The following is a 15,294-nucleotide window of genomic DNA, read 5'->3' as shown; positions in this document are numbered from 1 at the left end:
GGCCGGCCGGTGGCCCGCCGGTCGCGTGGGGATAGGTTGGGCCGCAGGCAAAGGAGGTGCCGTGACCGGTACGTCGGAACGGGACGCCGCGACGGTCGGGCGGCCCGAGTCACTGGCCGATCTGCTCGGCGGGCGCCGGGGAGCCGTCGACGCCACCCTGCCGCCCGTCGCGTTCACGGCGGGCTGGCTGCTGGCCGGCCAGTCGGTCGCCGTCGGGGTGGTCGCGGCCCTGGCCACCGGGGCGGTGGTGGCCGGGTGGCGGTTGCGCCGGGGTGACCGGCCCCGGTCGGTGCTGCTCGGGTTGCTCGCGGTCTGCGTGGCCGCGCTCGTCGTGGCGCGTACGGGACGCGCCGCGGACTTCTTCCTCGTGCAGTTGCTGGCCAACACCGCCAGCGCCCTGGCGTGGGCGGTCAGCATCGTGGTGCGTTGGCCGCTGCTCGGGGTGGTCGTCGGCACGGCGCTCGGGCAACGCGGGCGCTGGCGACGCGATCCGGCGCTGCTGCGGGCGTACGGGCGGGGCAGCTGGGTGTGGACGGCGACCTACGTGCTGCGGGTGGCGGTGTTCCTGCCGTTGTATCTCGGCGGGCAGGTGCTCGCGTTGACCGCGGCCCGGGTGGGGCTGACCTGGCCGCTGGTGGCGGCGGCGTTGGCGGTCAGCTGGGCGGTGGTGCGCCGGTCGTTGCCGGCCGATCATCCGGGGCTGCGGCACCCGGTCACGCCGGGCGGCGATCCGGCGGCGACGGCGGTGGACGACGCCGCGCCGGCGCGGGAGCCGGAGCGCCAGGAACGGGAAAAATAAGGGAGAGGCCGCCACGGGGGGAGCGGCCTCTCCGGTGATGTACGTTACTCCGTCCCGGGCCGGGTTGTGATCCCAGGGCGGCCACTTTTTTTCGCGATGTGCGCGCCGTGCCCTAAGGGGGCGGTGGGGTGGGCCGACCGCTCCGCTGCGTCGGCCAGAGGGCCGACCCACCCCGGCCTGACCGTGGGTGTCAGGCCGTCCGGCCGGTCCTGCCTCTACCCCCGAGGCCCGGCCGGAGCCTCCGGGTGGGTCACCGCCCACCCGGAGGAGTTCGTTCAGCCGTCGGGGAACAACGTCCCGTAGTCGGCGTAGGCCATGGCGACGTCCGCCTGGGCCCAGAAGCGGTGGTAACGGAACTCGGGCGCCGGCCCACCGTCGAGGTACGCCTGGACCTTCGGCCACGCCGGGTCGGACTTGTAGAACGACCGGATGTCGACGAAGCTCTTGCCGGGGGCGATCTGGTCGCCGTTGGGCATCCGGCCGCTCCAACCCGGCGGGATGTACAGGCCCTGCCCGGTGGTGGCGTTGTAGACGTCGTCGAAGCGCTCGTAGTCGCCCCGCGTCTCCACCGTCGACACGCCCTGGGCGTCACTGGCCGCGTGCAGCGCGTCCAGCAGCCCCTTGGCGGTGTTCTTCGCCGCGGTGTCGCCCGAGCGCGCCGCGTACGCGATGAGGGTGCGGGCGTAGGCGGCGGCGACGCCGACGTCCTGGCCGGTACCCGTCACCTCGACGTGCAGGTTGGTGTTCGGCTGCGGGTTGTTCGCGTTCCAGTTGTTGGGCTGCCCGCTCCAGCTCAGCTCGGACGGGATGGCCCAGTCCGCGCCCAGCGTGGTGTGGGCGATCGCCCACGGCACCCACCGGTCCAGCAGCGCCTTGGCCTGGGCGTTGCCGGAGACCAGGTACAGCTCGGCGATGCGCTGCATCGACCAGGCCTGCATGCCGAACCACTGGTTCGACGGCGGGTCGTTGTAGACCGGGTCCTCGTCGTAGAACATGCCGTAGAAGGTGGCCGTACCGGCCGGCGGCTGGCCGTAGTGCCCGCCCCAGCTGTTGGTCGCGCCACCGGCGATGCCGCCCTCGGCCGACTGGAGCCAGGTGTAGAACTCCAGCTGCCGGTTGAAGCTGTTGGTCCAGTCCGCCGCCGCGCTCGACGACCGCGGCCGCAGTTCGGCGACGTTGGTCAACGCCCAGGCCGCGAACGGGTTCTGGTAGCCGAAATGGCTGTGGCTGGAACCGATCCGCCACGACCAGTTCTGGCTGGTCTCGTACGCGCCACCCCAGGCGTAGTACCAGGAGAGCAGGTAGTGCGCCGACTCCCGGCCGCTGCCCGCCGGGCAGGCGCTGGCCCCGACGCAGTTGCCGATCCGCTTGAAGTACTTGTCGAACAGGGCGTAGCGCAGGTAGTCGCCCATCCTGGCGGCCTTGGTCACGGTGGCCGCCACGTCGGCCGCCTTGTTCTGCTCCTTGGCCCAGGTCAGGGCCCAGTACGCGGCCTGCACGGCCCGGGCGTCGGCGTCCGGGGCGTTGGTGTACTTCCACTGCCGTGCCGGCGCGTCCGACTCGCGGATGAACAGGTCCAGGTAGCCGTTCGGGCCGCCGTGGCGGAAGGTGTCGCAGGAGGGCTGCGGCACGGTCTCCCACACCGACTCCTGGGTGCCCCGCTGGAAGGTGTTGATGTATGCCGGGCGGGTGGTGCCGTCGCCGCAGCGGCCGTAGCCGTAGACGTTGTCCACGTCCAGCAGCCAGTGCATGCCGTAGATGGAACCGGTGCCGTAGGTGGACTGCAGCTCGTTGCGCAGCGGGTCCTGCCCGACCGGGACCGACGGTTCCAGCTGTGACGGGTACTGGCTGGGCAGGTCGTGCTCGGCGGCGTACTGCGCGTCGCCCGAGGCACCGGCGGTGGGCTGGTCGGCCGTGGAGGGGATGATGTACCTCTCCATCACCGTCCAGGCGTTGTTGAACGGCGTCCAGTTCTGGGTCACCCGGCCGTAGTAGGCCTCCAGCCACAGCCAGAAGCTGAACGCCTCGGAGGTGGTCTCGTGGCCGTGGTCGGGCGCCTCGACGATGAGCGTCTCGATGGAGTGGTACGGCACGCCCTCGGGGCTGAAGTAGCCCGAGTTCTTGATCTTTCCGTACTGGGTGAGGAACCGCTCCACGTACTCGCCGTCGCCACCACCGGGCACGTCGTTGTCGATCTCGGTGACGGTGACGGTCGCCGGCGTGTGGCCGGTCGCCGAGGCGGTGATGGTGGCGGTGCCGCCCACCGTGTCGGCGTCCTCGGCCGCCCGGACGGTCACGGTGGCCCCGGTGTTCCAGGTGGACGGGGTCAACGTCAGCGAGGTCGGCGTGACGCTGATGTCGGTGTCACCGGTGCGGGCGACGGTCACCGCGACGTTCGAGGTGGGTGCCCGGTTCAGCGTGAGGGTGAAGGTGGAGCTGCCGCCCTCGGGCACGCTCAGCGCGGTGGGGGTGGCCACCAGGGCCGGCGAGGTGGCGGCGGTGACGGTGAACGACTTCTCGTCGACCGCGCTGAGTTCGGCGTCGTCGTACGCCCGGGCCTGCACGGTGTAGTCACCGGCCGGCAGGTTCTCCAGGGTGTACGCGTACGGTGCCGTGGTGTCGGTGTTGACCAGCAGGCCGTTGCGGTAGAACTCGACCCGGGAGATGGTGCCGTCCGCGTCGCTGGCGGTGGCGGTCAGCGGCACGGTGGCCGGTGCCACGAACGGGCCGGCGGGCACCGACAGGCTCACCGTCGGCGGCTGCTGTGCCGCACCGCCACAGGTGACCCCGTTGACCGAGAACGACGTCGGCTGCGGGTTGCTGCCGGTGTAGGAGCCGTTGAAGCCGATGGAGGTGCTGGCTCCGGTGGCGAGGTTGCCGTTGTACGACTCGTTGACGGCGGTCACCTCGTTGCCGCTCTGGCTCCACCGGGCGGACCAGCCCTGGCTTACCCGCTGATTGCCGGGGAAGGCGAACCGTAACGTCCAGCCGTTGATCGGGTCGCCGAGGTTTCTGATGGTGATGTTGGCGGTGAAGCCGGTGCTCCAGTCGTTGGTCTGATAGACCACGTCGCAGGCCGGAGCGGCCTGCGCGGCGGCAGCGGGTACGGTCACCCCGCCGATCGCCAGCGCCGCGGCGGCGAGCCACGCCAGGCGCCGACGTCTAGCCAGATTTCTCATCTGCGCGTGTCTCCTCGGAGCAGGCCGGTGGCGGTGCCGCCCCGGCGATGCCGCCTCGAACGACAGGTCCGCCGAGGCGCCAGTGGATGGTGGTCTCTGCGGCCCGCACAGCGGGCCGGCGCGGCGGGGCACGGTGTGGACGACTGCTGCTCCGCTGCTGGCAGGACGCCGTACCGGACGCGCCGGAAGCCCTCGGCGACCCGCGGCTCACGCAAACCTTGGCTCCGCGCGGTCGATCGACAGTGTGCCATGGAAGCGCTCCCAGCACCAGAGACGGGACTTCCGGAAACACTGGGTTGTTTCGATCTCGTTTTGGGGCTTTCACAAAGCCGTGACGGGCGTTACAGTCGCAGCAACGTTGATGGGAGCGCTTCCATCGACAGAGTTCCACCCAGAAGATCACCCGGAGTCGTGCCCACGGCACCGGGGTTCACAGACCGCAGGCCGACGGCGGGCCAGCCCGGACACCGCCGTCAGCCGTCGCCCCACCTAAGTGGAGGGAGGTGGATCCTCAAGCCACTCGCGTGGCCCGGCTCCCGCGCGACACGCACTACTGGGACGCCAATCCGCATGTGCGTGTACCGCAACATGGTGGGGACGGGGGTTGCCCTCCCCCGTCCCCACACTAAACCCCCGTTCACGATGGGAAAAGAGGCCGACGGGTCAGACGCGCATCACCCGCGCGCCCCGCACGGCAGTCGACCCGCCCGCCGACCGCCATCCGCGACGCCCCGCCGACCGCCCGGGCGCGCACCGCCGGTCCGCCCGCGGAACTCGGCGCACCCGGTCCCGCCGCACCCCCGACGCCCGACCGGTCAGCGCACGTCCCCCCTTCACGTCACCGCCGCCGCGGCCGTCCGCCCACCCCCGCGACAACCCGGGCCCGGCGGGGACCGCCGACCCTCTACTCTATGTTGGGAGCGCTCCCGGGCTCAGGCGGTCATACCCATCCACGAGGAGAACCCATGTCGATACTCACCAGGCGGCACCTGCTGCGCCACGCCGCCCTCTCGGCCACCGCCGCCACCCCGGCCGGCGCCGTCCTCGGCACCGCCGCCACCGGCCTCGGCGGCTGCGAGCCCGGCGACGCCGAGGATCACACCGCCACGGCACCGAGCGCGGCCACGCGGCTGCACTTCCCGCCCGACTTCGGCTGGGGCGCGGCGACCTCCGCGTACCAGATCGAAGGTGCCGCCAAGGAGGACGGCCGCGGCGAGTCGATCTGGGACACCTTCAGCCACACGCCGGGGCGCATTCGCAACGGCGACACCGGCGACGTCGCCGCGGACCACTACCATCGCTACGCCGACGACCTCGATCTGATGCGCGACCTGGGGCTGCGCAGCTACCGGTTCTCCATCTCCTGGCCGCGCATCCAGCCCGACGGCACCGGCGCCGCCAACCAGCGCGGCCTCGACTTCTACCGCCGCCTCGTCGACGGCCTGCACGAGCGGGGCATCGCACCGATGGCGACGCTGTTCCACTGGGATCTTCCGCAGGCCCTCCAGGACGCCGGCGGCTGGGAGTCCCGCGACGTCGCCTACCGTTTCGCCGACTACGCCGACATCGTCTTCGCCGCCCTGGGCGAACGGGTACCGGTCTGGCTGACCATCAACGAACCCAAGACCGTGGTGCAGAACGGCTACCTCTTCGGCCACCACGCCCCCGGCCATCGGGATCCGGACGCCGCCTACCTGGTCGCCCACCACCTGCAGCTCGCGCACGGCCTCGCCGTACGCGCCCTGCGCGCCACCGGCGGCACCGGTCGTATCGGCCCGGCCTTCAACCTGCACCCCTGCTACCCCGCCGACGACTCCCCCGTCGACGGCTCCTCCCCCGCCGCCGAGGCCGCCCGCCTCTACGACGGCTACGAGAACCGCCTCTACCTCGACTCCGCGCTCAAGGGCAGCTACCCGGCCGACGTGCTGGCCGACCTCGGGCCGGACAGCCGGATGGTGCGCGGCATCCGCGACGGCGACCTGGAGATCATTTCTTCCCCCGTCGACCTGCTCGCGGTGCAGTACTACACTCCGATCTACGTCACCAGTGCCGGCGGCACCGAACGCCGCTGGCCCACCTCCGAGGCGGAGTGGCAGCAGATCTACCCGGACGGGATGTACGACATCCTGACCCGGGTCACCCGCGACTACGGGCCCATCCCGCTCACCGTCACCGAGAACGGCCTGCCCACCCCCGACGTCCTCGCCGCCGACGGCACCGTCGACGACGCCGGCCGGGTCAGCTTCCTGCGCGACCACCTCGCCGCCGCCCACCGCGCCGTCACCGACGGGGTGCCGCTGGAGAGCTTCCACGTCTGGTCCCTGCTCGACAACTTCGAGTGGGCCGAGGGCTACGACCAGCGCTGGGGCCTGATCTACGTCGACTACCCCACCCAACGCCGGGTGTTCAAGCGCAGCGCCCACTGGTACCGCCAGGTCATCGCCGACAACGCCCTCTGAGGTGTGCGGAAGGGCCCCCTGCTGCAAGCCAAGACGCCAGGCGTCAGCAGGGGGTTCTCCCACGGACGCGGCCAGCCGGTGGGCGGACACCGACACCCACCATGGCATCTAGAGTCTCCGGCATGAGTCGTCGCGATGCATCATTGGGCCGGCCGTTCTGGACCTTCTGGAGCGCCGCCGCACTGGCCAACCTGGGTGACGGGATCCGGGTGGCCGCGTTCCCGCTGCTCGCCGCCACGCTCACCGACGACCCGCTGGCGGTCGCCGCCGTCGCCGCCGCCCAGTTCCTGCCCTGGCTCGTCTCCGGTCTGCTCGCCGGCGCCCTCGCCGACCGCCAGGGCGCGCGTACGCTGCTGACCGCCGCCGACACCGGCCGGGTCGTCGTGCTGGGCATCCTCGCCACCGCCGTCGTCCTGGGCTGGGCGAGCATCGCCCTGGTCGTCGCCGCCGCGTTCCTGCTCGGCGTCGGCGAGACCATCCGTGACACGGCCGCGCAGACCGCCGTACCCCGGCTCGTCCCCGACGCCCAGTTGGAGAAGGCCAACGGCCGGCTCGTCGCCGGTGAGATCGTCGGCAACGAGTTCGCCGGCCCGCCGGTGGGCGCCCTGCTGTTCGTGCTCGGCGCCGCCATCCCGTTCGCCGTCAACGGCGCCGCCCTGGCGCTGGCCGTGATGCTCGTGCTCTCCCTGCCGCTGACCCTGGCCCACCGGGCCACCGCCGCCACCGGCGGCGGCGACCCGTCGACCGCCGGACGCGACGGCATCCTGGCCGGCCTGCGCTGGCTGCTGCGCCAGCCGATGCTGCGCACGCTGGTGCTGGTCACCGCCGCCGTGGCCGCCGCCGACACCGCCTGGTTCGCGATCTTCGTGCTCTACGCCCGCGACGCCCTCGGCCTCGGCGCGGTCGGCTTCGGTCTGCTCCTGGCCACCGGCGCGGCCGGCGGCCTGGTCGGCTCGTTCACCGCCGACCGGCTGATCGCCCGGTTCCGGCACCGCACCGTGCTCACCTGGTCGATGGCGGTCACCGCCGGCGTGCCCCTGCTGTTGGCCGTCGCCGCCGACCGCGCCGCCGCGGTGGTCGTGGTGGTCACCACCAGCGCGGCGTTCGCCGTGCTCAACGTCGCCGCGCTCTCCGTACGGCAGCGGCTCGTGCCGGGTGGACTGCTCGGCCGGGTCGTCGCCGCCTCCCGCCTGGTCACCTACGGCTGCACCGCGCTGGGCGCGCTGGCCGGCGGTGCGCTGGCCGCCCGGGCCGGCATCGAGGCACCGTTCGTGTTCAGCGGGGTCGTCGCCGTCGCCGCCACCATCGCCTGGTGGCTCGCCTCCCGGCCCGCCGCACCCGGCGCCCTCGGCCTGCGCTGACCGGTTACGCCGCCGGTTGGCGGGCGGCGGCGCACCGGGCCGCCCGCCGCCGGACAGGCGGCCGGCGGCACGGCGGAGCCGGGTCAGCGGGGCAGGGCCTGCTGCAACTCGGCACGCAGCGCCGGGGTCAGCATCTCGCCCGCCTGCTTGGCGAGCCGGGCCATCTCGTAGCCGACCACGCCGATGTCGGCATCCGCCGCGGCGAGGGTGGCCAGGATCGAACCGTCGCGCACCTGCATCACCAGGAAGTAGCCGCGGCCCATCTCGACCACGGTCTGCTTGACCACGTCCCCGTCGAACATCTGGGCGGCACCGGCGGTGATGCTCATCAGTCCGGACGTCACCGCGGCGAGCTTGTCGGCATGGTCACGTGGCAGGTTGTCGGATATCGCGACCAGCAGCCCGTCGGAGGAGACCACCACCGCGTGCGCCACACCCGGCACCCGATCCGCGAACGCGCTGACCAGCCAGCTCAGATCCCGAGCCTCCTGCGACAACGTGGTCACCTTCGTCCTCCTTCGCTCCATACCCCGGGCGGTGGCATGGGTATCTCGGTGGTCTCCTCAGCCTCGGCCTGCCGTACACCGCTGTACAACCTGGACAACATGCCGCCGACCGCCTCCGGATCCGGGTCGGGCCGGGGCACCGGCTGCTGTTCCGGGCGAGCCGGCTGGGTGACGGCGCTCAGCTGCGCCATGGGCACCCGGACCGGCAGGCCACGCTCGTTCGTTCCGGCGGTCACCGGCACCGCCGGCGGCGCCGGCGTCCCGGCACCGACCGCCGGCACCACCGGCGACGGTCCCTCCCGGGACCACCAACCGCCACCGCCGGCCGCCGGCGCCACGGCCGGCGCGAGCACGTCCTCCGCGCGTACCGGCACCGGGCGTGCCTGGCGGGGCACCGTGGTCGGTCGCCGGCCGGCCACCGGCAGATCCGCCGGTCCGGGGTTCCTCGGCGCGCCCGGTCGCGGCGTCGCGCCGGGCAGCCCTCGCGGTGACGGCGCCGGGTCGAGGCTCGGCGGTGGCGCCGCGGCGAGCAGCACACCCGGTAGCCGCACCCGGACGACCAGCCCGCCGGCCCCACCGTGCAGCCGCACCTCGATCCCGTGCCGGGCGGCGAGGTGGCTGACCACGAAGAGACCCATCCGCTCGACGGTCGCCACGTCCGCGGTCGGTGGTGCGGCCAGGACGGCGTTCGCCTCGGCCAGCGCCGTCGGACTCATGCCCAGGCCCTGGTCGGCGATCTCGATCACCGCTCCGGGCCCCTCCGCCCGGGCCATCACCTGCACGATGGTGTCCGGCCGGGAGAACGCGGTCGCGTTCTCCAGCAGCTCGGCGAGCAGGTGCACCAGCTCACCCACGGCGTGCCCGACGACGTGCAGGTCCGCCACCGCCTCGTGCCGCACCCGCTGGTACTGCTCGATCTCGGCGCTGGCCGCCAGCAGCACCGCGCTCAGCCCGACCGGCCGGTTCCACCGGCGGGTCGACTCGGTGCCGGCCAGCACGAGCAGGCTCTCGTCGTTACGGCGCATGCGCGCGGCGAGGTGGTCCAGCTTGAACAGGTTCTCCAGCTGCTCCGGGTCGCCCTCCTCGCGCTCCAGGTCGTCGAGCAGCTCCAGCTGCCGCTCCACCAGCACCTGGCTGCGTCGGGCGAGGTTGACGAACATCGCGTTGACGTTGCGCCGCATGGTCGCCTGCTCGACGGCCACCCCGACCGCGCTGCGGTGCACCGCGACGAACGCCTCGGCCAGCTCACCGATCTCGTCGAGCGAGCGCACGACCGCCGGCGAGACCTCGATCGGCGGCACGCCACCGGAGACCGACCGCAGCCGGGACAGCGCCTCGGGCAGCTCGATCTGCGCGATCCGCAGCGCCTGCGACCGCAGCAGCCGGATCGACCGGGCCAGCGACCGGCCGATCAGCACCGAGATCACCAACGCCACCATCAGTACCGTGATGATCACGCCGACCACCAGCAGCGTCTCGCGCAGCTGGGTCTCGCTCGCGTCGTCGGCCTGGCGCGCCGACGCGGCCAACACCTCCGACTCGTACCGCTGCAACAGCTCGTGGCGCTCCTCGCTGGCGTTCCACCACTGCTCCGCGTTCAGCACCGACGACCCGGCGGTGCCCTGGGACAGCGCCTGCTCCTCCATCCGCGCGGCGGCGACGAAGGCCGGATCCAGGCTGATCTGGTCGTAGCGGTTCACCTGCGCGCCCGTCGCCGCGATCCGGAACGCGCCGAGCGCGGTCAGCTGACGCGCCCGGAGGTCGGGCAGCTGGGCCGCGTCCTGGGAGTCGTAGCTGCCGGCGCGGGCCGCCGCGTACAGCTCCGCCCGCACCCGCGAGGAGAGTTCCTTCGCCCGAGCGAACTGTACGTACCGCAGCACCGCGTCGGACAGCTCCGGCCGGTCCGCGCCGGGCGTCGGCTGTGCGAGCAGGGCCAGCAGCGCGTCGACCGCCCGGTGGTAGTTGCCGAGGATGGTGTCGTCGCTGAGCAGCACGGTGGTCATCGTGTTGCGGATGTACCCGATCTGCTGGTACGCCTGCGAGGCCACCACGTAGACGTCGCGCCAGGAGGCGTCCGCCTCGGCCAGCGGCACGGCGGCCTCCCGCAGATCCGCCGCCGCCTGGTCGGAGGCGTCCCGATACGGCTGCAGCGTGGCCAGCAGTTCCTCGTTCTCCTCCTCGCCGGAGGCACGCAGGGCGGGCAGCTCGCCGGCGGTACGGTCACGCTCCTGTTGCAGCCGGTGCGTCAACGCGGTGATCTCCCGCCCGATGCCGACCTGCGCGGCGAAGTCGCCCAGCGTGCTGGCCCGGCTGACCAGGCTCTGGGTCTGCACACCCGCCAGCACCAGGAAGGCGACCGAGGGGATGACCAGCACCGTCGCCAGCTTGGTGCGCATCCGCCAGTCCTGCAGGCGCAGGGGGGAGCGACGCCGGTGGGGTACCACCCGGACGTCGAACCGGCGCCGGCGGTGTTGCGACACGCCGTGCGCCTGCTCCGGTCCTACACCCACACGTTCCTCCTCCCCCCACGCGTCCGCCGCGGCCCGGGGAGCGCCGTCCATCCAACCAGGCCCCCGAGCAGTGTCAACGCCCTGCCCTTACGAAGGGTTCAGGAAGGGCACCGCCGGCGCCACCCTATGCCGAGGTCGCCGAGGCTTGATCACCCGTCCGGCCGATGTCGGCCACCGTCACGGCATCGGCGATCCGGCCGGTGGCCACCAGCGCCGCGCCGGTCGCCCCGATCTCCGGGTGCCGCCCGAACCGGACCCGCCGGGGTGCCAGCACCGCCGCGAAGGCCTGTCGCCACCACACCGACGCGGCCATCGCACCACCCCCGAGGACCACCTCCACCGGCCGGCCCACCGTGGACTCCAGCACCGCCAGGTCGTCGACGACCTGCTCACACACCCCGTACATGAGCCCGGCCAGCATCTCCACGGCCGTGGTGCCGAAGCCCAGCCCGCGCAGCTCACCCAGGCCGGCGGGCTGGCCGCCCGGTGGGCGGTCGCCGCCGAAGTGGATGTCCGCCGGCCGGCCCCCGTCGGGCGGCAACGACGCCAGCGCCGCGTCCAGCGCCGTGCCGGTGGGCAACCGCAGTTCCCGCTCGGCCCAGGCGAACAGGTTCCCGCCGGAGGAGTACGCCGCCCCGGTGACCACGTGGTCGTGGTCGACGCGGTAGCGCCACAGCCGGTGCGGCAGGGCCGTCAAGTCGGTGTGTGCGGGCATCCGCTGCAACAGCCGCACCGCCGAGGATGTGCCGACGGTCACCGCGGCCCGGGTGGGCTCGACGCAGCCGGAGCCGACGTTGGAGGCGGCACCGTCACCGAGCGGCGGGGCCCACCGCGCCCGCGCCAGCGCGGGCCACCGCCGGGCGTACTCGGCGCGCAGCCGGCCGTGCCAGTCCCGGGGGGCCAGCTCGGGAAGGTCCGCACCGTGGCTGCCGGCCAGCGCGCGGGCCTCGGCGTCCCAGTCCAGGGTGCGCAGATCCAGCAGGCCGGTGCCCGAGGCCTGGGACATCGACATCGGCGCGTCGGTGAGCAGCTGGGCCAGCACGTACTCCACCAGGCCGGTGAAGCGGGCCACCCGGGCGCCCGTGTGCGCCCGCAGCCAGGGCATCCGCACCGACCAGTAGCAGCGGTGCCACCAGGTGCCGGTGCGCTGGTGGAAGGCGTCCGGGTCGGCCGGGCCGGTGGCCGCCGCCGACGGCACGGGTCGCGTGTCCAGCCAGGTCAGCACCGGGCCGAGGGGCTCACCGGCCGCGTCCAGCGGCAACACCGAGTGCCACTGGCCGCTGATCGCCACCAGCTCCACGCCGTCCAGCCGGCCCTGCCCGCTCAGCTCGTCCAGGCACTCGACCAGACAGGCCAGGTAGCCCCGGGCGTCGAGGGTTCCGCCGCCCTCGTCGTCGACCGTGAGCACCACGCCGCGACGCGCCAGTGCCCCCGGCTGCGGCCGGGCATCGCCGTCCAGCACGAGCCCTCGCACCGACGAGGTGCCCAGGTCCAGCGCGAGAATCTTCATCGCCGGTCAACGTACCCGGTGATCCCGACGCGACAACGTCACCGGGCACCCGGGTACGCCGATCGGCTTCCGCGCCGTCCGTGCGACGCGTAGGATGACCACATGCCCGCGCGATTGTCTTGCTGGTGGCCCGCCGACCCGGCGGCCCACCCCCGCGCGTAGCTCTTCCCACGCGGCCGCCCGACGAGGCGGCCGCCGGTCAGTCCCGGCCCGTGGGCCGCCTCCGACGGCGGCGGCCCGGCCCGAGGAGACCGACCGATGGACCCCCTGACCGACCTGCTCGCCGCGCTCGCCGCCGGCACCGATCCCGGCCCGTTCGCGCTGGTACGCCGCGACGGCGCCGACCACCTCGACCTGTTCACCGGCACCGTGCGGACCGTGGACCGGCTCGCCGACATCCCGCTGCCCGACGCGACTGCCGGCCCGGCGACGCTGGCCCTGGTGCCCTACCGGCAGATCGCCGAGCGGGGCTTCGCCTGCGTCGACGACGGTGTACCGCTGGAGTGCCTGCGGATCGAACGCCATCACCGGGTACCGCTGGCCACCGCTTGCCGGGCGCTGCCCGACACGCCAGTACGCACCACCGGCGCCGCCTTCGACATCACCGACGACGCATACGCGGCCGCCGTGTCCCGGGTGCTCACCGAGGAGATCGGCCGCGGTGAGGGCGCCAACTTCGTCATCCACCGCACCCTGCGTGCCCGGGTGCAGGGTGCGCCGCTGACCGCCGCGCTGGCCGCGCTGCGATCGCTGCTGCTGCGGGAGCGGGGCGCCTACTGGACGTTCGTGGTGCACACCGGCGCGCGCACCCTGGTCGGTGCCAGCCCCGAGCGTCACGTCAGCGTCGACGACGGGCTGGTGATGATGAATCCGATCAGCGGCACCTTCCGGCACACCGGGGCCGCCGCCGACCGGGCCGCCCTGCTGCGCTTCCTCGCCGACACCAAGGAGACCGAGGAGCTGTACATGGTCCTCGACGAGGAGCTGAAGATGATGGCCACCGTGGCCGAGCGGGGCGGGCAGGTGGTCGGGCCGTACCTGAAGGAGATGTCGCACCTGGCGCACACCGAGTACCTGCTCGCCGGCCACGGCGCGAAGGACGTCCGGGACGTGCTGCGGGAGACGATGTTCGCGCCGACCGTGACCGGCAGTCCGATGGAGAACGCCTGCCGCGTGATCGCCCGGCACGAAGGCACCGGCCGTCGCTACTACTCCGGCGTGCTGGCCCTGCTCGGCCACGACGACACGGGCCGGCAGACCCTCGACGCGCCCATCCTCATCCGCACGGCCGAGCTGTCCCCCACCGGTGAGCTGCGGGTGCCGGTCGGCGCGACGCTGGTGCGACACTCCACCCCCGCCGCGGAGGTCGCCGAGACCCATGCCAAGGCCGCCGGGGTGCTGGCCGCTCTCGGCCTGGGACCGCAGGCACCGGCCGGGCCGCAACCGGCGGTCCGGCTCGCCGACGATCCGCAGGTCCGCGCGGCGCTGGCCGCCCGCAACGCCCCGCTGGCCCGGTTCTGGCTGGACCAGCGTCCGCCGGGCACCCTCGCCCTGCCCGCCCTGGCCGGCCGCCGGGCCCTCATCGTCGACGGCGAGGACACCTTCACCGGCATGCTGGCTCATCAGCTGGGCGCGCTGGGGCTGTCGGTAACCGTCCGGCCGTGGCACGCCGAGGAGCGGGTGCGGGCGTACGACCTGGTGGTGGTCGGGCCGGGGCCGGGCGACCCGACCGGTGATACGGAGAAGATGACGAGGCTGCGTACCCTGCTGGCCGAGCTGCTGGATGCCGGGCATCCGACGCTGGCCGTCTGCCTCGGGCACCAGCTCCTCGCCGGGCTGCTCGGGTTGGCCGTGCACCGCCGGGACGCGCCGTATCAGGGGTTGCAGCGCACGGTCCCGCTCTTCGGCGCACCCCGCCGGGTCGGCTTCTACGCCACCTTCACCGCCCGCGCCGCCGACGACCGCCGCGACAGCCCGTACGGCCCGGTCGAGCTGGCCCGCGACGAGACCGACGGTGCGGTGCACGCGCTGCGTGGGCGGGGCTTCGCCGGGGTGCAGTTCCATCCCGAGTCGGTGCTCAGCCCGGACGGCGTGGCGGTCCTGACCGACCTGCTGCGGGACCTGCTGCCGGCGCCGGCCGGCGAGCTGTCCACGGCGAGCCAGGCATAGCCGGGCCGATCCGGGGTAGCGGTGTGGGCGGCCGGCGGTCCGGGCGGGTCTGAGAGCCCTCGCCCGGGCCGCTGGTCCCGCGCTGTGCGGTGGCCCCGATCCGCGCTGGCCGCGCCGTGGCCCCTGTGTTGTCCGCCGCCCGACCCGTTTCCGTGGCTCAGCCGGCCAGCCCCTGCTTGAGCGCGCCGCCGATCCGCACCGCCCGCTTGGCGGTCAGCGCCGTCGCCGCCAGGGCGACGTGGCCCGGGGCGGTCTCCCCGTTGTTGCTCGTGTGCGACGCGCCGTACGGGTTGCCGGCGGTGAACTGGCTCGGCTCGGTGTACCCGGGGGCGACCACGATCCCGCCCCAGTGGTAGAAGACGTGGAACAGCGACAGCAGGGTCGACTCCTGCCCACCGTGTTCCGTGGCGGTGGACGTGAAGGCCGAGTACACCTTGTCCGCCAGCACCCCGTTCTCCCAGAGCGGGCCGGTGGTGTCGATGAACTGCTTGAGCTGGGCGGTGACCAGGCCGAACCGGGTCGGCGAGCCGAAGATCACCACGTCGGCCCAGGCCAGGTCGTCGGGCTCGGCCTCGTCGACGTTCTGCGTCTCCAGCCGGTGCGCCTGCCACCCGGAGTTGGAGCGGATCGCCTCGTCCGGTGCCAGCTCGCGTACCTTGCGCAGCCGCACCTCCGCGCCCGCGTCGCCGGCCGCCTCACACGCCGCCTGGGCCATCTGGTACGTGATGCCGGTCGCGCTGTAGTAGATCACCGCCACCTTGACCTGTGCCGCCATCGGATGTCCTTCCTGGTTCGGGGTCA

Annotated in this window: 9 protein-coding genes; 4 read left to right on the top strand and 5 right to left on the bottom strand. The window is 73.3% G+C overall.

Annotated elements, in window-relative coordinates; all coding sequences use genetic code 11:
• The first annotated feature begins 61 nt into the window (after positions 1–61).
• Positions 62–799, top strand: a complete 738-nt coding sequence (locus O7615_RS23625) for a DUF3159 domain-containing protein (RefSeq protein ID WP_278179975.1) — start codon at positions 62–64, stop codon at positions 797–799.
• Between the two features lie 275 nt (positions 800–1,074).
• On the opposite strand, the gene O7615_RS23620 is transcribed toward O7615_RS23625, so the two are convergent.
• A complete protein-coding gene (locus O7615_RS23620) occupies positions 1,075–3,978 on the bottom strand; it encodes a glycoside hydrolase family 48 protein (RefSeq protein WP_278179974.1) in 2,904 nt (967 codons plus the stop codon).
• A 965-nt stretch (positions 3,979–4,943) separates the two neighbouring features.
• Here O7615_RS23620 and O7615_RS23615 point away from each other — a divergent pair.
• A complete protein-coding gene (locus O7615_RS23615; protein ID WP_278179973.1) occupies positions 4,944–6,437 on the top strand; it encodes a GH1 family beta-glucosidase in 1,494 nt (497 codons plus the stop codon).
• 122 nt (positions 6,438–6,559) lie between these two features.
• Complete coding sequence (locus O7615_RS23610; RefSeq protein WP_278179972.1) at positions 6,560–7,798, top strand: MFS transporter; 1,239 nt, start codon at positions 6,560–6,562, stop codon at positions 7,796–7,798.
• 83 nt (positions 7,799–7,881) lie between these two features.
• On the opposite strand, the gene O7615_RS23605 is transcribed toward O7615_RS23610, so the two are convergent.
• The 3 genes from O7615_RS23605 to O7615_RS23595 all read right to left on the bottom strand — a co-directional run bounded on the left by O7615_RS23605 (position 7,882) and on the right by O7615_RS23595 (position 12,324).
• Positions 7,882–8,295, bottom strand: coding sequence for a roadblock/LC7 domain-containing protein (locus tag O7615_RS23605; protein ID WP_347405130.1), 414 nt, complete (start codon positions 8,293–8,295; stop codon positions 7,882–7,884).
• Between the two features lie 5 nt (positions 8,296–8,300).
• Positions 8,301–10,814: a nitrate- and nitrite sensing domain-containing protein gene (locus O7615_RS23600; RefSeq protein ID WP_278179970.1), complete on the bottom strand. Its 2,514-nt coding sequence runs from the start codon at positions 10,812–10,814 to the stop codon at positions 8,301–8,303.
• 124 nt (positions 10,815–10,938) lie between these two features.
• A complete protein-coding gene (locus O7615_RS23595; RefSeq protein ID WP_278179969.1) occupies positions 10,939–12,324 on the bottom strand; it encodes an FGGY family carbohydrate kinase in 1,386 nt (461 codons plus the stop codon).
• A 258-nt stretch (positions 12,325–12,582) separates the two neighbouring features.
• Between O7615_RS23595 and O7615_RS23590 the strand changes: the two genes are divergently transcribed.
• Complete coding sequence (locus tag O7615_RS23590) at positions 12,583–14,493, top strand: anthranilate synthase family protein (protein ID WP_278179968.1); 1,911 nt, start codon at positions 12,583–12,585, stop codon at positions 14,491–14,493.
• Between the two features lie 157 nt (positions 14,494–14,650).
• Here the strand turns inward: O7615_RS23590 and wrbA are convergent, their stop codons facing one another.
• Positions 14,651–15,268, bottom strand: coding sequence for an NAD(P)H:quinone oxidoreductase (wrbA, locus tag O7615_RS23585; RefSeq protein WP_278179967.1), 618 nt, complete (start codon positions 15,266–15,268; stop codon positions 14,651–14,653).
• Between the last annotated feature and the right edge of the window lie 26 nt (positions 15,269–15,294).

The organism is Micromonospora sp. WMMD1082, from assembly GCF_029626175.1.
In the GTDB taxonomy this organism is placed as follows: domain Bacteria; phylum Actinomycetota; class Actinomycetes; order Mycobacteriales; family Micromonosporaceae; genus Micromonospora.
Note: the sequence above shows the minus strand (reverse complement) of the source record. Positions and strands in the feature narration are given on the sequence as shown.

Coding starts and splice junctions, on each gene's coding strand:
- wrbA (WP_278179967.1), bottom strand. CDS start 15,268: ATGGCGGCACAGGTCAAGGTGGCGGTGATCTACTACAGCGCGACCGGC.
- O7615_RS23595 (WP_278179969.1), bottom strand. CDS start 12,324: ATGAAGATTCTCGCGCTGGACCTGGGCACCTCGTCGGTGCGAGGGCTC.
- O7615_RS23615 (WP_278179973.1), top strand. CDS start 4,944: ATGTCGATACTCACCAGGCGGCACCTGCTGCGCCACGCCGCCCTCTCG.
- O7615_RS23590 (WP_278179968.1), top strand. CDS start 12,583: ATGGACCCCCTGACCGACCTGCTCGCCGCGCTCGCCGCCGGCACCGAT.
- O7615_RS23610 (WP_278179972.1), top strand. CDS start 6,560: ATGAGTCGTCGCGATGCATCATTGGGCCGGCCGTTCTGGACCTTCTGG.
- O7615_RS23620 (WP_278179974.1), bottom strand. CDS start 3,978: ATGAGAAATCTGGCTAGACGTCGGCGCCTGGCGTGGCTCGCCGCCGCG.